Source organism: Ruegeria sp. CH8 (assembly GCF_056536985.1).
This window is the reverse complement of record NZ_JBQFQR010000013.1, coordinates 105,652-131,306: the sequence shown is the minus strand read 5'-3', so window position 1 is coordinate 131,306 and position 25,655 is coordinate 105,652. Positions and strand designations below refer to the sequence as shown.

The following is a 25,655-nucleotide window of genomic DNA, read 5'->3' as shown; positions in this document are numbered from 1 at the left end:
CGAGTTGAATGGACTGGCCTTGGGGCACTTAAGGCTGGCGCAGGTTCTGAGTGCTAAGCACGTCAAGGCTCTGCTCCAGAATAGCGCGGACCTGTAGCCCAATCTGCGGCGCTTCGGACGCTCGAGGGCCAGCGACATTCAACAAAGAAACGGGAATAGAGCGAAGCCATTGGCGCACTTTCCGCGCGCAAGTATCCGTACCTTTTCGAACATCGATGACCAGATGCGGTTTCCCTGTTTCCTTTGCAAAATCGATGGTCAATTGCGTGCCGGGACTGGTTGAACCATCGATAAAAATCAGTGTGGCGTCGCCCAATAGGACATTGTTCCGGGTTCTTTCGTCAACGTCTTCGGAATTCGTCTCGCGCAGTCCAGTGAAATGGTCGGGAATGCGACCGGACTCATTTGTACGACCTTTGGGGACCCATCCGCCGTACACAATCCCATTGCGCCGCGCGAAGTCCAGTGCCGCCATGTCCACGCCGGTTTGACCGCCTGATACGATTTTCATAGTTCACGTCCTTTCTTTACGAAGACTTTAAAGGGCGCTCGGGTGCCGGGGTGCTGGTGGATTTCAGGACTTCTTCCGCAGAACGTCCAACATGCGGGGGGCAATATCAGAGATTTTCTGTTTCAGCCGGCCATACTGTTTCCTTTCCTGCTCATCCTGAAACATCCCAACAGCGGCCGCCATCCGCGACAATTGAACGGCAGGGGCACAATCCCGGATTTTCTGACGCAATGTCCGCAAAGCGTAGCAGTTAAATAGGATCAAAGCGTTCAGGTTTGGGAAGGTTACCTGCCCCCAATTTCCGATTGCATCATAACGTAAAACGCGAGCAAACTGGGCAATCGGGCAAGGGCGCAAAAACACATGGCAACACAATCCCAGAGTAAAGCGGTCTTTCTGACGGGCAGTCTGATGGGCCACGTCACCCGCATGTCCCTGACCACCAGCATTGGCCTGATGGCGATTTTCGCCGTGGACTTCGTCGATATGATCTTCATTTCGATGCTGGGCAACGACGCACTAGCAGCAGCAGTCGGCTACGCCGGAACGCTGTTGTTCTTCACCAATTCGATCAATGTCGGGCTGTCGATCGCTGCAGGCGCTTTAGTGGCGCGAGAGTTGGGCGCCGATCGGCCTGAGCAGGCGCGCCAATTCGGAACCAGCGTTGCCGTGCTGGGCGGTCTGGTCGGGTTGGTCGTCTCTGTGGCCGTTCTGTTCAATCTGACGTTTTGCCTGTCCTTGCTGGGCGCTGAGGGCGAGGTATTGCGACTGGCCGCCCGATATGTGTCCATCATATTGCCGACCATGTGGGTGATGGCGGTTGCCATGACTGGCATGGCGGTGTTGCGCGCGTATGGGGATGCGCGACGCTCGATGCAGGCCACGATTTATGGCGGGGTGGCAAACGCAGTGCTGGATCCAATCCTGATTTTTGCTGTCGGGCTGGGGTTGGACGGGGCGGCAATAGCTTCGGTCATTGCACGGATTTGTATGTTGATTGCGGCGGTCAGACCTGCCGTCCGCGTGCATCGCGGTTTTGGCCGACCTTCCTTGCGGCAATTGGGGCTGGATGTCCGCCCCATCCGTGCGATTGCCGTGCCCGCCGTCCTGACCAATATCGCCACGCCCATTGGCAACGCGATTGTCATCCGTGAGGTCGCCCAATTTGGAACGGACGCTGTGGCTGGTATGGCGGTGATCGGGCGGTTGATGCCGGTGGCGTTTTCGGTTGTGTTCGCCCTGTCCGGCGCCATCGGGCCAATCGTCGGTCAGAACTTCGGCGCCGCGCAGTATGACCGGGTGAAAGCGACCTTTCTGGCCGGAGTTAAGTTCACCGCTGTTTACGTTTGCCTGATGGCGGCAACTCTCTTTGTGTTGCGCGCGCCGATTGCCGATCTGTTTCAGGCGCAGGGGCAGACGCGGGCGCTGATCTATCTGTTTTGCGGACCGTTGGCTTTAGCCTCATTCTTCAACGGTGTGATCTTTGTCGCGAATGCCAGTTTCAACAATCTGGGTCATCCGATTTATTCGACCTGGATGAATTGGGGGCGGCATACACTGGGCACATGGCCCTTTGCGGTTGTCGGGGCCCATATCGCGGGCGCCCCCGGCGTACTGCTGGGCCAGGCGTTGGGAGGGGTCATCTTCGCCGTGATCTGCTGGGTTCTGGTCCGGCGGGTTGTTGCGAACCTGGCCGCACCGCAACCTGCCGACCCGTTTGCCGGGCAGAACCGGTTGCAAGCCTTGTTCGGGCGTCGCGGTTGGTAGAGGCGGGTCAGTTGCCCTGATTACGCGCTTCCAGCCGTTCGAGGTTGACCACGGTGGACAGCATCAGGCGATCATGGCTCCAATCCTCGGTCTGTTGGACTGATGCGGCGGCCAGCCCAAGGACAAGCGCAAACAGGATGCTCAGGCCAAGGAACATGAACGGCATCGACGATTGCATCGCAGGTGCATCCGCCAACGCGATCACCCGTTGCCGCAGAACGCGTTTCGCTTTGCCGCCAGTAACCAAAGCCACGTTCAGAACACGCGGGCTGCCGCGCGTGACGGTTCGGGCGCAATAGTCCAGCAGGCATTTGGTATAGTCGTGCGCATCGATGTTCTTGCGGGCCACAACTGACTGATCGCAGGCCAACTCGCGCAGGCGATCGAACTGATATTTTAGCACCAGATAGGCGGGGTTCCAGAACAACAGAGGCCGCAGAAGTTCGAACCCAAGCTCCCACTCAACATCCCCGGCACGCACGTGCTGCAGCTCATGCGCAAGGGCGAACCGCAGCTCGCGCGGGGTGTCCAGCAGGTGGCTGGGCAACACGACGTGACGCCGACGCAGACCCCTGACCGCGAAGGGCACGGAAATGCGGTCGGACAGGCGGATATCCACCTTCGCCGAGCGGCGCCACAAAAAGCTGGTGTTGACCGTCTCGCGGATTGCCATCCCGTCGCGGATCACCCGCAGGGTATAGATCAGCGACGCAAGGGCCATCAATACAAGGATTGCGGACGCAACCGGATAGTCTCCGCTGAACAATACCTCTACCCAGCGTTGGCGCGTGTTTAGTAGCGTCTCGAATTGGGTGGCAGGCATGGCGATGTCACCGCGCAGATAGGCCGCCACGGCGATATCGCCGATCGCCACGGTGCTCTTGGTCTGAGTAAGTGCGGCCAGCGCCGATACACCCAGAGCCAGAAGAGGGCTGATGACGATACACATGCAAAGTGCCTTAAGCGCGCGCAATTGCGCCACGAACCCGTGGCTGAGTGAGGTTCGGGACAAAAGCCCCCGCGCAACCAGCCACAGAATTGCGGCAAGTCCGAGGACTAAATTCCATTCCAGATACGCGTCGAGAACCGGTTTAACCGCTGTCATTTTGCAGTCTCCTCTCTACCAGTGCCCGAATTTCCTCCAGATCGGCTTCGCTGAGGCCTGCATCGTCAACCAGACGTGCAACCAGCGTGGCAGGTGTGTCGTCGAACAGCGTCCGCGACAGGTTCTGCAGCGACCGTGCCTGATACCTGTCTTTCTCCAGAAGCGGCGTATAGATCAGCGTCTTTCCATCCTTGTGGCTTTCGACAAATCCCTTGTCGTCGAGTATCCGCAGGATGGTTGCACCGGACGTATAGGCCAGATTGCGTTCTGGAGGCAGGCGATCAAGCACGTCACGGACCGAGCCCTGACCTAGCGCCCAGAGCTCGTTCATGAACTCAAGTTCCACTTCGGTCAGCAGGTTTGTTGTTTTCTTTTTTCGCATCGGTCTTTCGTGTCGCATTTTTAGTATGCCTGACAGACAAGCATCCTTTCGCTGTTTCGCAAAGCTTAAACTTTCCAGAAGACGAAGATGCTCCAGCCGATCGACAGGAATAGCGGCGTCCAGACGGGCTGACCCACCAGCCCAAGCCAGGCGAGGAAGATATAGGCCGAGCCCAGCAGGGTGATGAACAGCCGGTCGCCCAGAGTGGTGGTCAGGCCCAGCACGCCACGTCGTTCGATGCCGTCGCGATACTTGAACCCTTCGAGCACGCCAATCAGGGCGATGGCCGAGAAGATGCCCACGAACACGGCCAGCGTCGCTGGGGTCCAGGCCATCCAAAAATCGGGCCACAGAGGGTCGGTCCATGAAAAGCCCTTGTCCTCTTGTTGGCCGACACTGCCCCAACCGGCCTGTTGGGCAGCAGCCATCGAAGGCAGGAAGGGGAGGGTGAGAAGAAGTTTACGCATATCGAACCTCACACACGTCCCATCGCGAAGCCACGCGCGATGTAGTTGCGGACAAACCAGATGACGATGGCGCCGGGGATGATGGTGAGCGTCCCGGCAGCGGCGAGCAGGCCCAGCTCATACCCTGCGCTGGAGGCCGTCCGGGTCATCACGGCGGCGATGGGTTTTGCCTCGACCGCAGTCAGGGTTTTGGCCAGCAGCATCTCAACCCATGAGAACATGAAACAGAAGAAAGCAGCCACTCCGACGCCGGCTTTGATGTTCGGCAAGAAGATCGTCACGAAGAAGCGAGGGAAGGAATAGCCATCGACATAGGCCGTCTCGTCCAATTCTTTCGGAATGCCGCGCATGAAGCCTTCCAAAATCCACACCGCCAGCGGCACGTTGAACAGCGTGTGTGCCAGCGCTACGGCCAGATATGTGTCGAACAGGTGGATCGACGAATAGAGCTGGAAGAAGGGCAAAGCGAAGACAGCGGCAGGGGCCATCCGGTTGGTCAGCAGCCAAAAGAACAACTGCTTGTCACCAAGGAACCGATAGCGTGAGAATGCATAGGCTGCTGGCAGCGCAACACAGACCGAAAGCACGGTGTTGATCGTCACATAGATGATCGAGTTGATGTAGCCCCAGTACCACGTCGGATCGGTGAAGATGGTGATGTAGTTCTCCAGCGTAAAGGTCTGGGGAAACAGGGAAAAGCCCGACAGGATCTCGTTCGTGGTCTTGAAGGACATCGCCACCAGCCAATAGATCGGCAGCATCAGGAACGCGATATAGAGGATTGGGATAAGGGACCGCTTCTTCATTGCGCGTCATCCTTTGTCATCAGAGTGTAGAAGACCCAGCTGACCAGTAGCGTGATGGCGAAGTAGATCAGGCTCATCGCGGCCGCAGGGCCAAGGTCGAACTGTCCCAGCGCGATCTTCACAAGGTCAATCGACAGCAAGGTGGTTGAGTTGCCGGGGCCACCGCCGGTTAGAACGAAGGGCTCGGTATAGATGTTGAAACTGTCCATAAACCGCAGAAGTACGGCGATTGTCAGGACGGTTTTCATTTTGGGCAACTGGATGTAGCGGAACACCGACCACGGGCTGGCCCCGTCGATCTTCGCCGCCTGATAGTAGGCGTCGGGGATCGAAACCAGACCCGCATAGCACAGCAGAACCACCAGCGAAGTCCAGTGCCAGACATCCATGACTATGACCGTAATCCAGGCCGAGATCGGCTGTTGTGTCATGTCATAGTTGATGCCCAGAACGTCATTCAGGAAGTATCCCAGAAGACCGATTTTGGGCAGGGTGAAGATGTTCCACATCGAGCCCACCACGTTCCACGGGATCAGCATCGGCAGGGCCATCAGAACCAGACAGACCGGCACCCAGAACCCTTTGCGCGGCATCGACAGTGCCACAATGATGCCCAGCGGCACCTCAATCAGCAGGATCAGGAAGGTGAACAGGAACTGTCGTCCCAATGCGGCTTGAAACCGGTCAGAGCGCAGGATTTGCTCGAACCAGCCGAGCCCCTCCCAGAAGAACTGGTTGTTGCCGAAGGTTTCTTGCACCGAGTAGTTGACCACCGTCATCATCGGAACCAGCGCGTTGAACGCGACCAGAGCCAGCACAGGCAGGACAAAGAACCATGCCTTTTGGTTTTCGGTTCTCATTGCGCCCGCTCCTCGGTTGCGATCCAGCCGTCGCGGTAGACGCGGGATTGGTCTGGTTTGAATTGCAGGAAAACCTGCGAGCCCGGCTCGGGCACTTCATGTTCCGTCACGGCCTTCAGCGCAGTGTTGCCGACCATGGCGCTGATCACATAGTGGCGACCGATGTCCGACACTTTGGTCACATGCGCGGGGATGCCGGTGTTGCCAAAGCCCACATATTCGGGTCGGATACCCAAATCGGTGCGGCCTCCGTCGCCGTGGGTCGGACCCTCTAGCATCACCTCGTGACCTTCGAACAAAGCGCGGTCACCTTTGACCTCGCAAGGCAGGACATTCATGCCGGGTGAACCGATGAAGTGGCCGACGAATGTGTGCTGAGGGCGCTCGAACAATTCAACTGGAGTCCCAATTTGCACGACCTCGCCTTCTTGCATCACAACCACTTCGTCGGCGAAGGTCAGCGCCTCGGTCTGGTCGTGGGTCACGTAGATCATCGTGGCTTTGACGCGCTGATGCAGTTCCTTCAGCTTGGATCGGAGCTTCCATTTCAGGTGCGGGTCGATCACGGTCAACGGTTCATCAAACATCACCGCGTTCACGTCGTCGCGGACCAGACCACGACCCATCGAGATTTTCTGCTTGTTATCCGGGCTCAGGCCCGAGGCGCGCGTGTTCAGCATATCCGTGACGTCCAGCATCTCGGCAATCTCATCGACGCGGCGCTTGATCGTCGCGGCGTCGACGCCCCGGTTTTTCAGCGGGAACGCCAGGTTTTCGCCCACGGTCATCGTGTCGTAAATCACCGGAAACTGGAACACCTGCGCGATGTTGCGTTGATCGGGGGGCAGGGCGGTGACGTCCTGACCATCGAACAGAATTTGCCCCTCGGACGGCGTCAGCAGACCTGAGATGATGTTCAGCAGCGTAGATTTGCCACAACCCGAGGGCCCAAGCAGTGCATAGGCCCCCCCATCGCGCCAAGTCACGTCGATTTCCTTCAGTGCATAGTCCTCCGGACCTTTCGGCGCTGGAATGTAGCTGTGTCGCAGGTTTGAAAGCTTGATCTGTGCCATGTCAGGCCACCCTTTTGCCGTCTTGGCCGAAATACCGGCAATGGGCCGGGTTCATGTAGAAACTGTGATCCTCACCGACCTGATAGGGGTGAACACCAGCAGCGAGCGAAACCCACGCTTCTTCTCCATGCTGAAAATGCGCGCTGGAATCTGAGCCCGACAGTTCGGTCACGATTACGCGGCCCGTGAGTTCCACATCATCACCGGATGAGCGGAACGGCGTCACCCTGTGGGGCCGTACGGCGACCATGTAGTCTCCGTCGGCTATGCCGGTGACCGGCCAGCCGCCTCCGCCTGCCAGTTGCGCCTGGGCGCCGGAAACGGTGATGCGCGCCACATTGATTGGTGGGTCCGAGAAGACGCGCGCGGCGGCGATGTTCTCGGGGTTGCGGTAGATGTCGGCGGTCGGACCGAACTGAGTGACGCGGCCGTCTTCCATTAGGGCAGTATAGCCGCCCAGCAAAAGGGCCTCTTCGGGTTCCGAAGTGGCGTAGACCACCACGGCTCCACGTCCGGCGAAAAGGTCGGGTAGTTGCTCGCGCAATTCCTCGCGCAGCTTGTAGTCAAGGTTCGCCAGCGGTTCATCTAGAAACACCGCGCGGCTCTCTTTCGCGATGGCGCGGGCCAATGCAGTTCGTTGTTGTTGCCCGCCCGACAACTCATGCGGTCGGCGGTGCAGCATCGGGCGCAGTTGCAGCAGATCGGCGGCTTCTTCTACGCGGCCTTCGATCTCGGTCCTGGCCATGCCCGCCACGCGTAGCGGCGAGGCGATGTTGTCGAAAACGCTCATATGAGGGTAGTTCACAAAGAACTGGTGCACCAGACTGATCTGCCGCTTTTGCGTGTTCAGCCGGGTTACGTCCTGCCCATCCATGAAGACTTTGCCCGAGGCAATCGGGTCCAGCCCCGCCATCATCTTGATCAGAGAGGTCTTGCCGGATCCCGTCGCGCCAAGCAGCACATTGAAATGGCCGGTTTGCAGCGTCAGGTTCGTGGGCTTGATATGGATGACATTGCCAACCCGTTTGGTGGCGTCTTGTAGTTCGATCATGTCCGTGGGTTCCGGTCCTTCAGTGCTGCGCACTGGTCTTTGTGGTGGGGATGCCGCGAACGGCACCCCCGGTTTTCAACGGCTTACTGAGACTGCCAGCGCTGAACCAGTTCGTCATAGTTGACGGTCTGGCCCTGCGGCTTTTCGTTCTCAAGCTTGGCCTTTGGCGAACCCGCTTTTTCCAGCCAGAAGGCAGGGTCCTGCGGCTCGTTCAGGCGAGGACCACAACCACCGTAGACACCGGCGCTTTCATCCGCGGCCTGCATACGGGCCATGGTGATGTCCATCTCTTCGGCCAGACGGTCCATCGCCTCTTGCGGGGTAAAGGCGCCCGAGTTTACGTCACCGATCTGCTGCCACCAGATTTGGGCCAGCTTTGGATAGTCCGGAACGTTGATGCCGGTCGGCGACCACGCCACACGGTCAGGCGAGCGGTAGAACTCGACCAGGCCACCCAGTTTGGGCGCGCGTTCGGTGAACGATTCGTGGTTGACCGAGCTGTCGCGGGTGAAGGTCAAACCCACATGGGATTTCTTCACGTCGACAGTTTTGGAAGTCACGAATTGCGCGTAAAGCCACGCTGCCTGAGCACGATCCGCAGGGGTCGATTTCAGGAAGGTCCAGGAGCCCACGTCCTGATAGCCAACTTTCTGACCTTCTTCCCAGTAGGGGCCATGTGGGCTGGGTGCCATCCGCCACAGCGGCGTGCCTTCGTCATCCACGGTGTTGTTGCCTTCGGACTTCGGCTTCACCATGTCGGCGGTGAAGGCGGTGTACCAGAAGATCTGCTGGGCCACGTTGCCTTGGCTGAGCGCGGGCAGCGACTGGTAGAAGTCATAAGACGCCGCACCCGGAGGCGCATAGGCCCGCAGCCACTCATCCCACTTGCGGATTGCGTAGACCGCAGCCGGGCCGTTCGCAGCACCACCGCGCGACACCGAGGCACCGACGGGGTTACAGGTGCCCGCTTCCATGCGGATGCCCCATTCATCGACCGGAACGCCATTCGGCTCACCTTTGTCGCCAGCACCTGCCATCGACAGCCAGGCATCGGTCATGCGCCAGCCAAGGTCAGGTGCGCGTTTGCCGTAATCCATGTGGCCATAGATCGCCACGCCGTCGACTTCCTTCACGTCATTTGTGAAGAATTCGGCGATGTCTTCATATGCGGACCAGTTGACCGGAACTCCAAGGTCGTAGCCGTACTTCTCTTTGAACGCGGCTTTGTTGGCCTCATCATCGAACCAGTCCTTGCGGAACCAATAGAGGTTCGCAAATTGCTGATCGGGCAGTTGATAGAGGTTGCCGTCCGGACCGGTGGTGAACTGAATGCCCATAAAGTCATCCAGATCCAGAGTCGGTGAGGTGGTCGCCGACCAGTCACCGCCCATCTGCTCGGTCAGGTTATACGCCAGTTGCAGACGCGAGTGCGTACCGATCAGGTCACTGTCATTGACGTAGCCGTCGTACAGGTTCCGACCCGTTTGCATCTGGGTCTGAACGGCCTGAACTACCTCACCTTCGCCAAGGATCTGGTGGTTCACTTTAATGCCGGTGATCTCTTCGAATGCCTTTGCCAGAACCTCGGATTCATAGGAATGCGTCGGTATGCTTTCCGACAGCACGTTGAGTTCCATTCCGGCATAGGGCTCGGCAGCTTTGATGAACCATTGCATTTCCGCCATCTGTTCGTCTTTCGACAGGGTTGATGGCTGGAATTCGTCGTCGATCCAACGTTGTGCTGCAGCTTCGTCGGCCCAAGCAGAGCCGTGCCCCGCAATGACGGCAGCTGCCGCCACTGCGGAAAGTAGATGTCTCCGCATCTGTCTCCTCCCAAAGATTATGTGATCCGGCGCGAACCGGATGGCGATCAGCATCAGCGATTTTCTGCGTATGTGTCAAACTAAATTTTTAGTAATTGGATTTGTTTGGAGTTCCGCGACAGCAACGCATCCTCGGTTGCCAATTTTTGAATTCGTTGTAAGCTGCACCCGTGATTGCAAAAAATGTCGCTGACTGACGTGGCGCCAATTTGTAAAAAACCACTTGGACGCATGAGGATAGGCAATGTCCCAGAGTCTGTTGAAATACACGCGTGTACTGGAAATTGTAGGTGATACGATCAAGGTCAGGGTGCCCTTAGACGGGTCTGCGGATGCTGCGGTTCGGTTCAATGATCTGGCTGTGATCGAGACGGTTGATGGGCATAAAACCCTGGCGCAGGCAATCTTCATCGACCATGACGTGGTGACGCTGCAGGTATTTTCCGGCACCAAGGGGATATCGACCGAAGCGACCGCAACCTTCCTTGGCCACCCGATGCAAACGCCCTATTCGGCCAACATTCTGGGCCGTGTGTTTGACGGGGCAGGGGTGGCGATAGATGGCGGTCCGGACCTGTCGGCCGAGCCTCGAATCGATATAGGCGGGCCGACCGTGAACCCGGCCGAGCGGGCGGTGCCCAACAAGATGATCCGCACCGACGTGCCCATGATCGATGTGTTCAACACGTTGGTCGAAAGCCAGAAAATCCCGATCTTCTCCGTCTCGGGTGAGCCGTTCAACGCGTTCCTCAGCCGAATCGGCATTCAGGCGGACGCCGATATCGTGGTGTTCGGCGGGTTGGGGCTGATCTTTGACGACTACCACACGTTCCGGACGTCGTTTGAAGACGCCGGGGTATTCTCGCGCACTGTGATGTTCGTCAATCAGGCGATGGACCCTCTGGTGGAACGCCTGTTGGTGCCCGACATGGCGCTGGCCGTGGCCGAAAAATTCGCGGTGGAAGAGGGCAAGCGCGTCCTAGTCCTGCTGACCGATATGACCGCCTTTGCCGACGCGATGAAAGAGGTTGGCATCAGTCAGGAACGGGTGCCCTCGCAGCGCGGTTATATGGGCGATCTCTACTCCCAATTGGCGCGGCGGTATGAGAAAGCCTGCGACTATGCCAAGGGCGGGTCGGTAACGGTTTTGACCGTAACAACGATGCCCGGCAATGACGTGACCCACCCGGTGCCAGACAACACCGGCTATATCACCGAAGGGCAGTTCTATCTGCACTCCGGCGTGATCGATCCATTCGGCAGCCTCTCGCGCCTCAAGCAGAACGTGATTGGCAAGACCACGCGTGAGGATCACGGGCAAATCATGAACACGATGATCCGGTTCTATTCTGAAAGCCGTGATGCCGCGCAGAAACAGGCAATGGCGTTTGATCTGTCTGATTACGATCACCAGTTACTGAAATTTGGAGCGCTGTTCCGGACGCGGTTCATGGACATCAACGTTTCGATCCCGCTGGAAGAGGCGTTGGATCTGGGCTGGAAAACGCTGGCTGAGTGTTTCCAGCCTGAACAACTGCTGATGAAGCAGGCTTTGGTCGACAAGTATTTCCCGAAGGATGCCAATGGCGCGGTTGCAGCTGAATAAATCGTCGCTGGCTCGCCAGCAGACGCAGCTGAAAAGCTATGAGCGGTTCCTGCCGTCGCTGGACCTGAAGCGCCAGCAGTTGATGGCGGAACGTGCCAAAGCGCGCGAGGATGTACGGCGGCTTGAGGAAGAGGTGAAGGAACTGGCCCAACAGGTCGGGGCGAAGCTGCCGATGCTGGCGCAGCAGGGTGTCGATTTGGACGGGCTGGTTGAACTCAAGGACTATCAGGTCAAAGAGGTCAACGTTGTGGGTGTGAAAATGCCCGCGCTGGACCGGATCGAAGTTGCAGTGCGGCCCTATTCTCTACTGGCCAAACCCCATTGGGTCGATGCCGCGGCGCAGTTGCTGCACGACATGATCGAGGCGCGTCTTCGGGTCAAGGTGGCCGAGGAACGGGTGAAGATTTTCGACAAGGCCGTCGCGACGATCACCCAACGCGTCAACTTGTTCGAAAAGGTCCTGATCCCGCGCGCCAAGGCCAACATCAAGAAAATCCGCATCTACCTGAGCGATGAGCAGATGCAGGCCGTTGTGCGTTCGAAGATTTCAAAACGCAAACACGCGCAGGAGGCCGTGACATGAGTGTCGCGCGCCTCAAAAAACTTTCCTTGGTTGGACGCGCAGGGCAGAAGAACGAAACGCTTGAGGCGTTGCAGGAGTTGGGCTGTATGCACGTCCTGCCGCTGGCACCGCCTCCGGCCGAACCCGAAAAGATCAGTGAGCGTGGGGCAAGAGACGCCTATAAGGCACTGCGTTTCCTGACGGATGTGCCCGAGCCGCGCCGACAGATACAGCGTGACCCGGATTTCGACATGGACCAGTTCGTCAAGGACGTACTGGACCTAATGCAGCGCACGCGTGACATGACCGACCGGCGGGACTTTCTGGCTCATCGGATTGCTCAGGTGCGACCATGGGGAGATTTGGATTTTCCGCCCGATGATGTGTTGGCGGGCAATCGGTTGTGGTTCTACCAACTGCCAGTTAAGCATCGCGATGCGCTGTCCGATCTGACACTGCCTTGGGCCATTCTGGAACAGGATCATCGCTTTATCTATGCGGTCCTGATCGCCCCGGACGAACCGGCAGATGACATTCTGCCGGTTCCACGCACTCACACAGGCTCGTTGCCCATTCACGAGTTGGAGGCGCAGCTGGAAGAGGCCGAGATTGCCATCGAAGCGCTTGAGGCTGAACGGGTTGCGCAGACCCGTTATCTGACGTTGATGCGGCGAAATCTGTCCGTGGCAGAAAGCGCGGCTGAACTTGCCCATGCAACGCAGAAAGTGCGCGACGAAGAGGCGATGTTCGCCCTGCAGGGCTGGGTGCCCGAAGATCGCATTGAGGCCGTGCTTGAGATGGCTCAGGCCAAGGATGCAGCCGTTCTGATTGAAGAGCCGGGGCCGGAGGACTCGCCGCCCACATTGCTGGAGCAACCGGAAAAACGCAGTGCAGCTGTGGACTTGGCACTGTTTTATCAAGTGCCCGGATACAAGGATTGGGATCCGAGCATCATCGTCGCCGCCTCGTTTGCGTTCTTCTTCGCGATGATCGTGGCCGACGCCGGATATGGCGTTGTCATCCTGCTTGGCCTGCTGCTGTTCTGGAGACGGATGGGTCGAACGGCCGGAGAGAGATCGTGGCGACTGTATGGTCTGATCATCTCGGGCGCGACGATTTTGTACGGGATTCTGGTCGGCAGCTATTTCGGGGTTTCTCCACCCGACGGGTCGATCTGGGCCAAGCTCAAGCTGCTGGATATGAACAATTTCGGGGCCATGATGATGGTGTCGATTGTTGTCGGTGTTCTGCACTTGGTTCTGGCCAATGCGCTGGCCGCTCGGGCGGCGTGGGGACAGAGGAAAGCCATCGCCAATCTGGGTTGGATCGCAGCGCTGATCGGCGGGTTTGTTCTTTGGCTCAGCTACATGAAGGGGGATTCCCCGACACCCGGGGCGGCGATCCTGATCGTGGGCGCTGTGGCGATTCTGCTGTTCTCAAGCGAGCGGGTGATCAAGAAACCTACCGACTGGATTTGGCGTTTGATCGACGGGGTTCAAGGTCTTGCTGGGGCTATGGGCGCGTTTGGAGACGTGCTGAGTTATATGCGCCTGTTTGCGCTTGGGCTGGCCTCGGCTTCGCTGGCGATCACCTTCAACGATCTGGCCATGTCGGTTATTCACGCGCTGAAAGGGCCGGGTATTCTATTCGGTCTGTTGATCCTGATCATCGGCCATATCCTGAACTTCGCCCTCGCGTTGATGAGCGGCGTCGTCCACGGATTGCGTCTCAACTACATCGAATTCTTTAAATGGGGTCTGCCGGACGAAGGCATCGTCTTTCGCCCGTTCGCCCGCAAGGAGGTTCAGGAATGAATGAGCTTGTTCTGACATTGGGTTGGCTGGGGATTTACGCACCCATGGCGCTAGGCGCAGCCGCAAGCGCCATCGGCTGCTCGATTGCGGGGATGGCCAGTATCGGCGCCATGACCGAGACCGAGGGCGGATATGGCCGGTTTGTCGGCGTGTCGGCCTTTCCCTCGACCATGGTGATCTACGGCATCGTTATCATGTTCACACTGAACCGCGACGTGACGCCGGAAAACGCGGGCGGGCTGTTCGGGATCGGAATCCTGTCGGGCATTGCGCTGATGTATTGCGGCATTTGGCAAGGCCGGGCCTGTGCGGCGGCGATTAACGCGACCAAGGAAAAGCCTGAAATCTTCGGCCTGTCGCTGGCACCAGCAGCGATCATCGAAGGCTTTGGCGTCTTTGCCTTTGTCTTTGCCCTGGTCATCAGCGCGGGGATCAGTTGATGGCACAGGATGGGATGATTTCGCACGGTGTCGATGCGCTGATCGACAAGTTGCGCAGTGACGGCGTGGCGGCCGGGCAGGCGGATGCAGAAAAACTTCGCGCGGATGCCAAGGCCGAAGCCGCAAAGATTCTGGCCGACGCAAAACGCGAGGCGGATGCCTATCAGAAAAAGGCTCGCAGCGAGTCTGACAGTTACCGTGCAGCGGGTGAGGAAGCGCTGAACACCGCCATGCGTGACGCGGTATTGACGATGAAGGCTGGTCTGACGGACCGGTTCCGCCAAGATGTCGAGCGACTGGTCACCAAGGAAATGGGTGACCCGGACCTGCTGAAACAGATGATTCTCGAAGTGGTGGGCCGTGCTGCTGCTGAGGCTAAGCTGGACGGCAAGGTGCAGGTCATCCTGCCTGCCAAGGTCGCCACGCAAGAGGATATCAAGCAAAACGCTGACGACATTCAGTCAGGCAAATTGACCAAGTACGTGTTGGGCCTGACCGCCAAGATGCTGCGCGAGCAAGTCGAGTTACACGCTTCGGACGACGCGCAGGACGGTATCCGGGTCCGGGCTGAAGATCAGGGTGTTGTGCTGGATCTGACCGACAAGGCCGTGGCCTCGCTGCTGATGGAGCATCTGCAACCTCGCTTCCGCGCAGTGTTGGAAGGGGTGATCCGGTAACATGTCGGACCCCGACGCCTATATCGCGCTGATCAGCAGCTTGCCGGGCTCGGAACGGTTGTTTATCGCCAAGCAGCCGCCACTGTCGCGGTTGCGTCTGGATCGCCGTTTGACCGCGCTGACAGCTGAAGATGCGCGCGTTTTGAAGGTGTTGGAGCACGCTCTGAATTGGAGCGATTATGATATGGACGTCACAGACGCGCAGGCCATTGAGCGGTGCAAAGAGGCGCTAGGCGACATTCCCCAACCGACCTTGCGAGAGGTATTTGTGGAACGTTTGGACCTTCGTACGGCCGTCGCTGCGCTGCGCCTGCGCAAGCAAGGGGGTAGCCCGCCCGCCAGTACGTATGGAATGGGCCGATGGGCCCGGTACATCCCGGCCAACTGGACCGACCCGACCTTCAAGCTGGACGGTCCAATGCCCTGGATCAAAGAGGCCAAGCAATTGCTTGACGCCGAAGACCCTATGGGCCTGGAACGGCTGTTGTTGTCGGTCAGCCAAAAGCAACTGAAACGGCACGCGTCCCGCCACTATTTCGATTTCGAAGCGGTGGCGATCTACGTGCTGATCTGGAACATTTTCGACCGCTGGGCGCAAAGCAACGCGCAGGACGCGGCCAAGAGGTTTGAACATCTGGCGCAACAGGCCATGGCCGGTGCCGCCGAGATTGGTTTTGATGGAGCAAGCGCATGACAGCCCCAACCACCGCCAAACAGACCGCCACCGCCCGCGTCGTCTCGGTGCAGGAGGGGTTGGTGCAAATACAGGCCAATCACGATGCCTCGGGTCAGCCCGGGCAACTGGTCAAGAACGAGGTTGTGTTTATCCTCCCGACACGCCCCGGCCCCGGTGGTCGCCAGGAACGCTTAAAGGCCGAAGTGCTGCGGGTGCGCGGCGACATCGCAGACGTGCAGGTCTATGAAAGCACCGACGGGGTAGCCGTAGGCGATCCGGTCGAACAATCGGGGCAGTTGCTGTCGGTTGAGCTCGCTCCGGGCTTGCTGGGGCAGGTGTTTGACGGGCTGCAATCGCCGCTGCCCAAGGTGGCTGCTGAGTTCGGGACCTTCCTGCCCCGTGGGGCAGATGTGGCCCCGCTGGACGATCAGGCAAAGTGGTCATTCACGCCGTCGGTCAAGGTTGGCGATACGGTGACCGCGGGTGACAGCATCGGCACCGTGCCTGAAGGCCATTTTAGTCACAAGATCATGCTGCCCTTCAATTGGGTGGGCGACTACAAGGTGGTATGGGTGCAAAAGGGCGCTGCAACGATCCACGACATCGTGGCGCGGCTTGAGGATGAGCAGGGTGGAGAGCATACGCTGACCCTGTCGCAGAAATGGCCGGTGCGACGCGCATTGCCGGAAAGCATCCTGAAACGCGCATTGTCTGAACGGCTTTACCCGACTGAACCGGTTCTCACCTCTCAGCGCCTGATCGACACGTTTTTCCCAATCGCGCGTGGGGGTACGGCCTGTATCCCCGGACCGTTCGGGGCGGGTAAGACGGTGCTGCAGAACCTGATCGCACGGAACGCAAAGGTGGATATCGTGATTGTCGTGGCCTGCGGTGAGCGCGCGGGTGAGGTGGTTGAAACGATTCACGAGTTCCCCAAGATGACCGACCCGACAACAGGCGGCAGCTTGATGGACCGGACGATCATCATTTGTAACACGTCCTCCATGCCTGTCGCCGCACGCGAGGCGTCGATCTTTACGGGGATCACTCTAGGCGAATACTATCGTCAGATGGGTTATGACGTGCTGCTGATCGCAGATAGTACCAGCCGCTGGGCGCAAGCGATGCGTGAGACGTCCGGCAAGCTTGAGGAAATCCCGGGTGAGGAGGGTTTCCCCGCCTATCTGGAAAGCTCGATCAAAGGGCTATACGAACGCGCCGGTGCGATGAAAACCAATGATGGCGATCTGGGTAGTTTGACGCTGATCGGCACGGTTTCACCCGCAGGCGGCAACTTTGATGAACCGGTCACGCAGTCTACGCTTTCCACGGTGAAGTGCTTCCTCGGCCTGTCCTCCGAGCGCGCCTACAAACGGTTCTATCCTGCGGTCGATCCGATGCTTAGCTGGTCACGTTATACTGATCAGCTGTCGGACTGGTACGACAAAAACGCCGAACCGGGCTGGACCGGCAAGGTGCGCGATCTGCTGGACTTGATCGAAAAGGGAGAGCAGGTCGACCAGATGATGCAGGTGACTGGCGAAGAGGGCGTTACCATTGAGGACTTTGTGACCCAGCAAAAGGCCCTGTTCGTGGATATGGTCTATCTGCAGCAGGATGCGTTCGACAAAGTGGACGCGACCGTACCGCTTGAGCGCCAAAAGATGACCTTCAAGCTGGTTTACGATGTAACCCAATCGACGGCATCCTTTACCGACAAGTCAGATGTTCGGCAGGTGTTTACGCAACTGACCGGTCTAATGAAGAACTTCCACTATGCAGCGGAAAACACGCCGGAATTCAAGTCGACCTGGGGGCAGATCACCGATCTTTGTCACGAAAAATTCGGAGTGTAAGAGAAAATGGCAGCCCGTAGGGGAATCGAACCCCTCTTTCCAGGTTGAAAACCTGGCGTCCTAACCGATAGACGAACGGGCCACTTGGTCCAAACAAGCACAAGTGGCAGCCCGTAGGGGAATCGAACCCCTCTTTCCAGGTTGAAAACCTGGCGTCCTAACCGATAGACGAACGGGCCACGCTGGCTTGTGGAGGGCCTTTTACGGTTTCGCCGTGACCCCCGCAAGCCGAAAAACGCAGGGATGTGAAAGTTTTTTCACGGGCTTGAAATTGGGTTCAATTCACTTGTGCCGCGTCCTCGAGCCTGAGCTGCACACTCTGCCGCCCGCCCCATGTGTTTACCTCAAGCCGTCCGGCGAAATGAAACCGTGCACCACCGTGATTGGACAGCTTTTCACCCATTGGCCCGTCAAAGGCGCCAAAGGCAATCGCGTCCAAGCCGCCGCCGACACCGTCTGCCAAGGACAGTTTCAGATGAGATTCGCCGACACGCTTCGCGAAACGGACCTGTAGGTCGGGCAGCGCGTATCGCGGGGCAGGGGCGCTGGCCCCAAACGGGCCTGCCTTTTCGATCTGTTCGATCAGATCAATCGTCGCCGCGCCCGGCATCAAAGTGCCATCCAGTTTCAGGTCGGCCGGCCCACCTTCACCGGCACCCTGTTTGGCCAGCAATTCGGACAGCCGCTCCATCGCGGGTTCCAACTGATCCCGCATCACTGTCAGACCCGCAGCCATTTTGTGCCCGCCGCCTTTAACCAGCAACCCCTCGGACGCCAAGCGCTGGATAGAAGCGCCCAGGTCAACACCAGAGACCGAACGGCCCGAGCCTTTGCCCTCATCCCCGTCAAAGCCGATGACAATCGCGGGACGGTTTGCGTTTTCCTTCAACCGCGATGCCACGATGCCAACGACCCCGGGATGCCATCCTTCGCCCGCAGCCCAGACCAAAGGCGCCTCCAGACCGCGTTCTTCGGCCTGTTCCAATGCCGCCGCGCGAACGGCGTTTTCGATATCGCGACGCTCGGTGTTCAGTTCATCCAACCGCTGCGACAGTGCTTCGGCTTCGTGCATCGACTCCGTACTAAGCAACCGCGCACCCAGATCGGCCTGCCCAATGCGCCCGCCCGCATTCACGCGCGGACCAAGCAGAAAGCCAAGGTGATAGCTGTTGGGCGCCGAGTCCATGCGAGCCACGTCAGACAGGGCCACCAGACCCGGCCTTTGCCGTTGCGCCATGACCTTCAACCCCTGACGCACCAGCGCCCGGTTTGCGCCAATCAGCGGGGCCACATCCGCCACAGTCGCCAGCGCCACAAGGTCCAGCAAGCTGATCAGGTCCGGGCCCCTCACGTCTGCCTCGCGTAGCTGCCGTCCGGACTCGACCAGCATCAGAAACACAACGCCAGCCGCGCAGAGATAGCCCAGATCGCCGCTTTCGTCCTGCCGGTTCGGGTTCACCACGGCCACGCAATCGGGCAGGGTCTCTCCGCCCAGGTGGTGGTCCAGCACAATCACATCGGCGCCTTTGGCAGCGGCGATAGGTTCATGGCTGAGCGTCCCACAATCGACACAGATGATCAGGTCGTGGTTCGCAGCCAGTTCCTGCATGGCCGGGACGTTGGGGCCATAGCCCTCATCAATCCGGTCGGGCACATAGAGCGTCGCCTGAAGGCCTATCTGACGCAGCCAAACCAGCAGCAAGGCGGCTGAGCTGCCTCCGTCGACGTCATAATCGGCAAAGACCGCGATCCGTTGCTTATTCCGAACTGCTGCCAGAAACCGCGTTGCAGCAGTTTCCATGTCTTTCATCGATCGCGGGTCAGGCAGTAGTTCCTTCAGCTTGGGCTCCAGAAACCCCTCAGCCTCCATCGTAGGAACGCCGCGCCGCGCCAGCACTTGACACACGGCGCGGGGCAAGCCCGCCTGTTGCACAAGCATCTGGGTTGCACGCTCGGTCTCAGCCGTGGGGCCGACCCAACGCCGCCCGGACAATGATTGTTCAACCCCTAGAAAGCTCATGACCTGCCCCTGATATGCCAAGGCCGGACACTATGCGGGTCCGGCCTCTTCATCTTTCTACAAATACGCTCGCCGAAGGCAGCGGCGCAAGCGGCTATGCGTCGGTATGCGACCACATCGGCGTGCGGTAGGTCATACGCCGCACCGACCCGGTTTTCGACCGCATCAGCAGGGTGGTGGTTTCCACCCAACCCGGTTCACGCTTGATGCGCGGCAGCAGCGAGCCACCGGTCACGCCGGTTGCGGCAAAGATCACGTCTGCTGTCACCATCTCGTCGCGGGCATAGACGCGGTCCAGATCGGTGATGCCCGCCTTGGCGGCACGGCCACGTTCGTCATCGTTGCGGAACAGCAGGCGGCCAAAGATCTGACCACCCATACATTTCAGAGCCGCTGCGGCCAGAACGCCTTCGGGCGCGCCACCCTGGCCCATATACATGTCGATGCCAGTCTCTTCGCTTTCTGCGCAGTGCATCACACCGGCCACGTCACCATCGGTGATCAGGCGGATCGACGCACCGGTTTCGCGCACCTCGGCGATCATCGCCTCATGACGCGGGCGCTCCAGAATGCAGACAGTGATGTCGGCGGGTTCACAGCCCTTGGCCTTGGCCAGAGCTTCGACACGTTCGCGCGGGCTCATTTCCAGATTGACGACGCCCTCAGGAAAGCCCGGACCAACGGCCAGCTTGTCCATGTAGACATCGGGTGCGTGCAGCATCGAGCCGCGCGGCCCCATGGCGATTACGGTCAGTGCGTTAGGCATGTCCTTGGCGGTCAGCGTGGTGCCTTCCAGCGGGTCCAGCGCGATGTCTACGCCGGGGCCTACACCAGTGCCAACCTCTTCGCCGATATACAGCATCGGCGCTTCGTCACGCTCGCCTTCACCGATGACGACGACGCCCGCGATATCCAGCAGGTTCAGCTGTTCGCGCATCGCGTTCACGGCTGCCTGATCGGCGGCTTTTTCGTCACCGCGACCAACCAGAGAGGCCGACGCCAGTGCAGCCTGTTCTGCCACCCGCGCAAGGCCCAGAGACAGCAGTCGGTCGTTGAAATCTACTTTGGCAGCACTCATGTTCGGTATCCTCAGGTCAGTAAAGGCGTTTTATTCGGGATAGCCTGCGTTTCATGCAGGCCGCAAGGGTCAAACCTCTTCAATCCGCAATGCAACGGGTTCTCCGGCTACCACATCAGTCTCGCGAAGCCCGTCGAGGGCCACGTCCAGCGTGGCGCGTGTGGTCTTGTGGGTGACGATCAGAACCGGTGCGGTGCTTTCGGAATGGCCGTACTGACGCATCCGGTCGATTGATACGCCCGCATCGCCAAGAATGGCAGCCACTTTGGCCAAAGCACCGGGTTTGTCGTACAGGGCAAGACGCAGATAATAGGGGGCTGGCAGGCCGGTCACGGCAGGTTGCGCGTCCTGTAGCGAGGTCGCAGGGCGGCCAAAGGTCGGGATTTGCAGTCCGCGGGCCAGATCGCAGACGTCACCCATCACGGCGCTGGCCGTGGGGCCCTCGCCGGCGCCGGGGCCACGCAGAACAACCTGCTCGACCGCGTCGCCTTCGATCACCACCATATTGGTGCCGCCTTCCAGTTGCCCCAGGGGCGAACTGCTGGGAACCAGGCACGGCTGCATCCGCTGTTCCAAACCACGGGCCGAGCGTTGTGCAACGCCAAGCAACTTGATGCGATAGCCCATGTCGTCGGCCTGATGGATATCTTCCAGACTGATCTGCTGAATGCCTTCGATCTGGATGCCGTCGAAATTCGGCTTTGTCCCGAACGCGATCGAGGACAGCAGCGCCAGCTTATGCGCCGCATCAATGCCGCCGACGTCGAGGTTCGGGTCAGCCTCAAGATATCCAAGCTGCGCGCATTCCTCGAACAGGGCGTTGTAACCCTGCTCCTGCGATTGCATCCGGGTCAGAATATAGTTGCAGGTACCGTTCATCACGCCCATGACGCGGGTGATCTCGTTTCCGGCGAGCCCTTCGGTCAGGGACTTGATGACTGGGATGCCGCCAGCAACGGCGGCTTCGAACCTGATCACGCGACCAGCGGCCTCGGCCTTTTCGGCCAGTTCCTGACCGTGGATGGCCAGTAGCGCCTTGTTTGCGGTAACCACGTCCTTGCCGGTGGCCAGCGCGGCCTCGACCGACGCTTTGGCGGGGCCGTTTTCACCGCCGATCAGTTCAACGAAAACGTCAATATCATCGCGTTTGGCCAGCGCTACGGGGTCGGTTTCCCAGGCATAATCGGAAAGGTTCACGCCGCGGTCTTTGCTTGCATCGCGCGCCGATACGGCGACGATTTCCACAGAACGCCCCGTACGCGCCTGCAACAGGTCTGCGTGGCGGCGGACGATCCTAACGACACCCACGCCAACTGTTCCCAAGCCCGCAATTCCCAGCCGCAGCGCCTGTGTCATCCCGTGGGTTCCTTTCCGCTCGAAGACTTCGTGATGTCGGGCCTGTTGCCCGTTCAGCGCTGCCTTAGCGGGTTCGGCGCTAGGGTGCAATGCGTGGTGGCACGCGAAGGGCAGTGAAACGCAAAGGCTCAGTTGATTTCCGCAGCCTGAAGTTCTTCTGCCTTTTTCTGCAGCGCTTCACGCCGGGCAATTAGGTCTTCTTCGACTTGGGCGGCCTCATTAACCGGGTCAACCGGCGGGCCAAGGTTTTCCTGAATAGGAACAAGCTTGGGATAGCGGGCCGATTTCACGTTTGGCTGTTCACGCCCCTCCAGTTCTGGAAAGTCGGCGCATCCGGCACAGGCGAGCACCAGGATCAGCATAGACAGGGGCTTCATTCAAATCCCTTTCAAGGTCGATTGCAAGTGTGATGCACCTTTTGCGACTTTGGTTCAAGCAGGGTTCTATCTGAACGGACGTTCAGATACGGTGAGCGAATGGCTCGTACACAAGGTTCACATTCCGATATCACCGGTCCGCGTATCCGCAAAGCGGCGTTGGGATTGTTCGCCCGTCACGGTTACGCGGCGGTCTCTATGCGCCAAATCGCGTCTGAGGTTGGGGTGCAGGCCGGGGCGCTATATAACTACACACCCGACAAGCAGAGCCTTCTGTACCGCCTGATGCATGAACACATGCAAGAGTTGTTGGCGGCCTATGACTCACTAAAGCAGCCTGCGGATGCATCTGAGGCCTTACGCCAGTTTGTCGGGTTTCACATCCGCTTTCACCTTGAACGTCCGGATGAGGTGTTCATTGCCTATATGGAACTACGCAACCTGACGCCTGAGAACTTTGCTGAGATCGAAGCGTTGCGCCGAAAATATGAAGACGCACTCGAGATGATCTTGTGCGCAGGGCAGGAGGCAGGTCTGTTCAACGTCGCGGACACCAAGATTGCTACTTTGGCGGTGATTGCCATGTTGAACGGTGTGATGACTTGGTATCGGGCCGGCGGACGCCTGTCGCTGGATGAAGTTGAACAGGTTTATTGGGATATGGTCCGCCGGTCAGTTTCGAACTGATGGCGTTAGTGCGCGGGCCGAATGAACGTACCGTTGCGTAGTTCGCGAAAGGCTTGCTCCAGCTCGGTCTGCGTGTTCATCACGATCGGGCCGTGCCAAGCGACCGGCTCGTCAATCGGCGCGCCTGAGATCAGCAGAAACCGCGCACCTTCAGGTCCAGCCTGAACCGTAATTTCATCCCCGGTGCCAAACCGGACCAGCGTCCGGTTGCCCGACATGTCGCGGATATTAACCTCTTGTCCGGCGACTTCTTTTTCCAGAAGTATGCCAGTGGGCTGTGAGGCATCGGCAAAAGCAGCCTGACCGTCGAACACATAGGCAAAGGCGCGGCGATAGGTGTCGATCCGAAAGGTCTTTTTAACACCTGCCGGTATATTGATGTCCAGATATTGCGGGTCAGCGGCAATCCCGTCGACCGGACCGGTCTTCCCCCAGAACTCACCTACGATCACGCGCACTGTGGTGCCATCGTCATCGGTGATTTCCGGGATGTCCTTACTTTGCACATCCTGATAGCGCGGCGCGGTCATTTTTTGCGCCGACGGCAGGTTGCCCCACAATTGGAACCCATGCATTTGTCCTGACACGTTTCCTGTCGGCATCTCCTGATGAAGAATCCCGGAACCTGCGGTCATCCACTGCACGTCTCCGGCCCCGAGTGTGCCGCTATTCCCCAGAGAATCCGAATGTTCGACTGAACCGGCCAGAACATATGTGATCGTTTCGATCCCGCGATGCGGGTGCCAAGGAAACCCGGCCTTAAAGTCCTGCGGGCGCTCGTTGCGAAAGTCATCGAACAGCAGAAACGGGTCGAGTTCAGAGGGGTCCTGAAATCCGAAGGCGCGGTGCAGTTTAACGCCTGCGCCCTCGATTGCGGCGACGGCTTTCCGGGTTTGCAGAACGGGTCGTAGGGACATTGCGGCCTCCTTCAGCTATGCGGAAGCATGTATTCCCGGCGCTGATTACGTCAATCGACAGAAAAGAACGGGGAATGTGCAAAAATCAGCAGTAACTGCCCCTCTGTTTTTTCCGATAATAAGTCGCTAAACCCTGATGAAAATGACAGGGGTTCACATGCAACAAGATGTATTGGCGACCATTAAGCCATCACCTGCAAGACGCTTGCTTGGCGTCGGGATGCTAAGCGTGGTGGGCGCGTTGGTTTTGTATGTAGCCCTTGCGCAGCCCCCCGAACCCGTTTGGCAGGTCTTTTTGCTTGTGGTTGGCGGCGCGGCGTTTTGGTTGGCGTATCGCATGTGGAATGCGACGAATGACTGGATCGAGTTGACACAATCCGAGCTGAGAACCGGGGCAGGGCGCCTTATTGTAAAAGTGGCAGATATCGAATCCGTTGATCGAGGGGTTTTTGCATTCAAACCATCGAACGGGTTTCTTTTGAAAACACGTACCAGCGGGGAAAACAGCTGGGCGCCCGGGCTATGGTGGCGTCTAGGTCGCCGGGTGGGGGTCGGCGGCATGACTGCCGCCGCCGAAACCAAATATATGACTGACGTGCTTAGCTCGTTGTTGCCGTAGCGACTGGTTCCACCTGACAGGCGTTGTCCGTAACAAAGCCAGCGACTTCATTGGTGAAGCGCGGGCGGGTAAAAACAAAGTTGTCGAAGGTATAGCCCTCGTTGATCCACTGGTACCCAAAGGCCGGCACAAACTTGTTGGTTGTCTCGACAATGATCAGCGAATCCTGATCCGGCATAGGCGGCAAGTTATTACGTATGGTGCCGATGTTGTCGTCCGTCCATGTGAATGCGTATCCATCTCCGCAAGTTGTCGACCACCGTACATAATGACGGTCATCCTCTTTATCAAAGACAACAAAGCTGACGCGCAGACTCATGGGTGATTGTGCTTCCACCATTCGGTACATAAGCAAATGCATCGATTGGACATAAGTGTCTGTTACGGTAGTAGTTTCACGAGAGATCAAATCACCTACGGTGTAGGCGGCTTTGAGGTTGATAGAGCTTTGGCGGAACCCTTCAAAAAAAGTGAATGATCCCGAAATTGTCCAAATCAAAACCGGAAAAATAAGAACGGAATCGACGGTCATGCTTCCGGATTCATTCTTTTTAACAGACTTTAAGACGTCTCGGATTTTCGAAAGAAGTTTCATTCTCTTACGGCTCCTGAACAAACGCTGAGGTTGCTGTCAGACGAATCTGCCCACCGTCATTTGCCAAGGTGCGTCCCATCGTCGAAGACGGAAAAAGGGGATCGATTTTGGCGCAGGCCCGCAGAATCATCAATTGGTTTTCCGTCCCGTTGCTGAAGTCGCGAACTGGTTTAGCTTCATTTGACAAGTCGGTGCAGTCTGGTTCCTCGGGGAGGTGGATACCGGCAAACGCATCCTGAACAATCATCTCAAGGCGCAAGCTTTCGCCGCACGACCTAATGATGCCAGCCCTGTCACAGATCCTGTCTTTTATGTCATCGTGTTGCAGGACAGTTCCGGTTCCAAGGCGGATATCGCGCACAGTCCGATCGACAGCATTTTCCAACATCGCCTGCTGCATAGTGACCAAAGAGTATTCAACGGCACTGAGAATAAAGAACATGTAGAAAGGGAAAATCACGACGAATTCAACCGTTGGAGAGCCTTGTTCGCAGCGTTTGAACCTCTGCAGATATGCCATTGCTTTCCTG

General features: G+C 58.4%; 26 protein-coding genes and 2 tRNA genes. 10 read left to right on the top strand and 18 right to left on the bottom strand.

Annotated elements, in window-relative coordinates; genetic code table 11:
• Nucleotides 1–28: 28 nt before the first annotated feature.
• Nucleotides 29–511, bottom strand: a complete 483-nt coding sequence (locus tag ACR0ER_RS15850) for a putative molybdenum carrier protein (protein WP_480769762.1) — start codon at nucleotides 509–511, stop codon at nucleotides 29–31.
• A 363-nt stretch (nucleotides 512–874) separates the two neighbouring features.
• Here ACR0ER_RS15850 and ACR0ER_RS15845 point away from each other — a divergent pair, with 363 nt between their 5' ends.
• Nucleotides 875–2,278, top strand: a complete 1,404-nt coding sequence (locus tag ACR0ER_RS15845; protein ID WP_480769761.1) for an MATE family efflux transporter — start codon at nucleotides 875–877, stop codon at nucleotides 2,276–2,278.
• A 7-nt stretch (nucleotides 2,279–2,285) separates the two neighbouring features.
• On the opposite strand, the gene ACR0ER_RS15840 is transcribed toward ACR0ER_RS15845, so the two are convergent.
• The 8 genes from ACR0ER_RS15840 to ACR0ER_RS15805 form a co-directional block, all read right to left on the bottom strand.
• The gene (locus ACR0ER_RS15840; RefSeq protein WP_480769760.1) at nucleotides 2,286–3,383 is read right to left on the bottom strand and encodes a M56 family metallopeptidase; all 1,098 of its coding nucleotides are present in this window, start codon (nucleotides 3,381–3,383) and stop codon (nucleotides 2,286–2,288) included.
• Entirely contained in the window at nucleotides 3,370–3,765 is a 396-nt protein-coding gene (locus tag ACR0ER_RS15835; protein ID WP_170330829.1) for a BlaI/MecI/CopY family transcriptional regulator, read from the bottom strand. The genes ACR0ER_RS15840 and ACR0ER_RS15835 overlap by 14 nt, the downstream gene beginning before the upstream one ends.
• Before the next feature lie 65 nt (nucleotides 3,766–3,830).
• Nucleotides 3,831–4,232 carry a DUF2160 domain-containing protein gene (locus ACR0ER_RS15830; protein WP_480769759.1) on the bottom strand — a complete coding sequence of 134 codons (402 nt, stop codon included), beginning with the start codon at nucleotides 4,230–4,232 and terminating at the stop codon, nucleotides 3,831–3,833.
• Between the two features lie 8 nt (nucleotides 4,233–4,240).
• On the bottom strand, nucleotides 4,241–5,038 hold the full coding sequence (locus ACR0ER_RS15825; RefSeq protein WP_058280831.1) for a carbohydrate ABC transporter permease: 798 nt from the start codon (nucleotides 5,036–5,038) through the stop codon (nucleotides 4,241–4,243).
• Nucleotides 5,035–5,898, bottom strand: coding sequence for a carbohydrate ABC transporter permease (locus tag ACR0ER_RS15820; RefSeq protein WP_058280832.1), 864 nt, complete (start codon nucleotides 5,896–5,898; stop codon nucleotides 5,035–5,037). Before ACR0ER_RS15820 ends, ACR0ER_RS15825 begins: the two co-directional genes overlap by 4 nt.
• A complete protein-coding gene (locus ACR0ER_RS15815; protein WP_480769758.1) occupies nucleotides 5,895–6,971 on the bottom strand; it encodes an ABC transporter ATP-binding protein in 1,077 nt (358 codons plus the stop codon). Before ACR0ER_RS15815 ends, ACR0ER_RS15820 begins: the two co-directional genes overlap by 4 nt.
• 1 nt (nucleotide 6,972) lies before the next feature.
• Nucleotides 6,973–8,022, bottom strand: a complete 1,050-nt coding sequence (locus tag ACR0ER_RS15810) for an ABC transporter ATP-binding protein (protein WP_480769757.1) — start codon at nucleotides 8,020–8,022, stop codon at nucleotides 6,973–6,975.
• A gap of 83 nt (nucleotides 8,023–8,105) precedes the next feature.
• Nucleotides 8,106–9,845 (bottom strand): ABC transporter substrate-binding protein, encoded by a 1,740-nt coding sequence (locus ACR0ER_RS15805; RefSeq protein ID WP_170330836.1) that lies wholly within the window; start codon nucleotides 9,843–9,845, stop codon nucleotides 8,106–8,108.
• 244 nt (nucleotides 9,846–10,089) lie between these two features.
• Here ACR0ER_RS15805 and ACR0ER_RS15800 point away from each other — a divergent pair, with 244 nt between their 5' ends.
• The 7 genes from ACR0ER_RS15800 to ACR0ER_RS15770 are packed head-to-tail and all read left to right on the top strand — an operon-like array spanning nucleotide 10,090 to nucleotide 17,476.
• The gene (locus tag ACR0ER_RS15800) at nucleotides 10,090–11,451 is read left to right on the top strand and encodes a V-type ATP synthase subunit B (protein ID WP_480769756.1); all 1,362 of its coding nucleotides are present in this window, start codon (nucleotides 10,090–10,092) and stop codon (nucleotides 11,449–11,451) included.
• A complete protein-coding gene (locus tag ACR0ER_RS15795; RefSeq protein WP_480769755.1) occupies nucleotides 11,429–12,034 on the top strand; it encodes a V-type ATP synthase subunit D in 606 nt (201 codons plus the stop codon). The genes ACR0ER_RS15800 and ACR0ER_RS15795 overlap by 23 nt, the downstream gene beginning before the upstream one ends.
• A complete protein-coding gene (locus tag ACR0ER_RS15790; protein WP_480769754.1) occupies nucleotides 12,031–13,827 on the top strand; it encodes a V-type ATP synthase subunit I in 1,797 nt (598 codons plus the stop codon). Before ACR0ER_RS15795 ends, ACR0ER_RS15790 begins: the two co-directional genes overlap by 4 nt.
• Nucleotides 13,824–14,267, top strand: a complete 444-nt coding sequence (locus ACR0ER_RS15785) for an ATP synthase subunit C (protein WP_170324458.1) — start codon at nucleotides 13,824–13,826, stop codon at nucleotides 14,265–14,267. Before ACR0ER_RS15790 ends, ACR0ER_RS15785 begins: the two co-directional genes overlap by 4 nt.
• Nucleotides 14,267–14,944, top strand: a complete 678-nt coding sequence (locus tag ACR0ER_RS15780; RefSeq protein ID WP_480769753.1) for a hypothetical protein — start codon at nucleotides 14,267–14,269, stop codon at nucleotides 14,942–14,944. Before ACR0ER_RS15785 ends, ACR0ER_RS15780 begins: the two co-directional genes overlap by 1 nt.
• Nucleotide 14,945: 1 nt before the next feature.
• Entirely contained in the window at nucleotides 14,946–15,638 is a 693-nt protein-coding gene (locus ACR0ER_RS15775) for a hypothetical protein (RefSeq protein WP_480769752.1), read from the top strand.
• Nucleotides 15,635–17,476 carry a V-type ATP synthase subunit A gene (locus ACR0ER_RS15770; RefSeq protein ID WP_480769751.1) on the top strand — a complete coding sequence of 614 codons (1,842 nt, stop codon included), beginning with the start codon at nucleotides 15,635–15,637 and terminating at the stop codon, nucleotides 17,474–17,476. Before ACR0ER_RS15775 ends, ACR0ER_RS15770 begins: the two co-directional genes overlap by 4 nt.
• Before the next feature lie 7 nt (nucleotides 17,477–17,483).
• On the opposite strand, the gene ACR0ER_RS15765 is transcribed toward ACR0ER_RS15770, so the two are convergent.
• The 6 genes from ACR0ER_RS15765 to ACR0ER_RS15740 form a co-directional block, all read right to left on the bottom strand.
• Nucleotides 17,484–17,558, bottom strand: a tRNA-Glu gene (locus tag ACR0ER_RS15765).
• A 22-nt stretch (nucleotides 17,559–17,580) separates the two neighbouring features.
• Nucleotides 17,581–17,655 (bottom strand) — tRNA-Glu (locus ACR0ER_RS15760).
• A gap of 98 nt (nucleotides 17,656–17,753) precedes the next feature.
• A complete protein-coding gene (gene recJ / locus ACR0ER_RS15755; RefSeq protein WP_480769750.1) occupies nucleotides 17,754–19,496 on the bottom strand; it encodes a single-stranded-DNA-specific exonuclease RecJ in 1,743 nt (580 codons plus the stop codon).
• Nucleotides 19,497–19,590: 94 nt separating this feature from the next.
• A complete protein-coding gene (glpX, locus tag ACR0ER_RS15750) occupies nucleotides 19,591–20,574 on the bottom strand; it encodes a class II fructose-bisphosphatase (RefSeq protein ID WP_480769749.1) in 984 nt (327 codons plus the stop codon).
• 69 nt (nucleotides 20,575–20,643) lie between these two features.
• Nucleotides 20,644–21,930: a homoserine dehydrogenase gene (locus tag ACR0ER_RS15745; RefSeq protein ID WP_480769748.1), complete on the bottom strand. Its 1,287-nt coding sequence runs from the start codon at nucleotides 21,928–21,930 to the stop codon at nucleotides 20,644–20,646.
• A 128-nt stretch (nucleotides 21,931–22,058) separates the two neighbouring features.
• The gene (locus ACR0ER_RS15740) at nucleotides 22,059–22,307 is read right to left on the bottom strand and encodes a hypothetical protein (protein WP_480769747.1); all 249 of its coding nucleotides are present in this window, start codon (nucleotides 22,305–22,307) and stop codon (nucleotides 22,059–22,061) included.
• Between the two features lie 99 nt (nucleotides 22,308–22,406).
• Here ACR0ER_RS15740 and ACR0ER_RS15735 point away from each other — a divergent pair, with 99 nt between their 5' ends.
• Nucleotides 22,407–22,994: a TetR/AcrR family transcriptional regulator gene (locus tag ACR0ER_RS15735; RefSeq protein ID WP_480769746.1), complete on the top strand. Its 588-nt coding sequence runs from the start codon at nucleotides 22,407–22,409 to the stop codon at nucleotides 22,992–22,994.
• A 5-nt stretch (nucleotides 22,995–22,999) separates the two neighbouring features.
• On the opposite strand, the gene ACR0ER_RS15730 is transcribed toward ACR0ER_RS15735, so the two are convergent.
• Entirely contained in the window at nucleotides 23,000–23,911 is a 912-nt protein-coding gene (locus ACR0ER_RS15730) for a pirin family protein (RefSeq protein ID WP_480769745.1), read from the bottom strand.
• A 136-nt stretch (nucleotides 23,912–24,047) separates the two neighbouring features.
• Here ACR0ER_RS15730 and ACR0ER_RS15725 point away from each other — a divergent pair, with 136 nt between their 5' ends.
• Entirely contained in the window at nucleotides 24,048–24,530 is a 483-nt protein-coding gene (locus ACR0ER_RS15725) for a hypothetical protein (protein WP_480769744.1), read from the top strand.
• Here ACR0ER_RS15725 and ACR0ER_RS15720 read toward each other — a convergent pair.
• Together ACR0ER_RS15720 and ACR0ER_RS15715 are read right to left on the bottom strand one after the other, a co-directional pair.
• A complete protein-coding gene (locus ACR0ER_RS15720) occupies nucleotides 24,511–25,125 on the bottom strand; it encodes a TadE/TadG family type IV pilus assembly protein (protein ID WP_480769743.1) in 615 nt (204 codons plus the stop codon). The two genes, ACR0ER_RS15725 and ACR0ER_RS15720, sit on opposite strands and share 20 nt — an antisense overlap.
• Nucleotides 25,126–25,129: 4 nt before the next feature.
• Nucleotides 25,130–25,645, bottom strand: coding sequence for a TadE/TadG family type IV pilus assembly protein (locus ACR0ER_RS15715; RefSeq protein WP_480769792.1), 516 nt, complete (start codon nucleotides 25,643–25,645; stop codon nucleotides 25,130–25,132).
• Nucleotides 25,646–25,655: the final 10 nt, after the last annotated feature.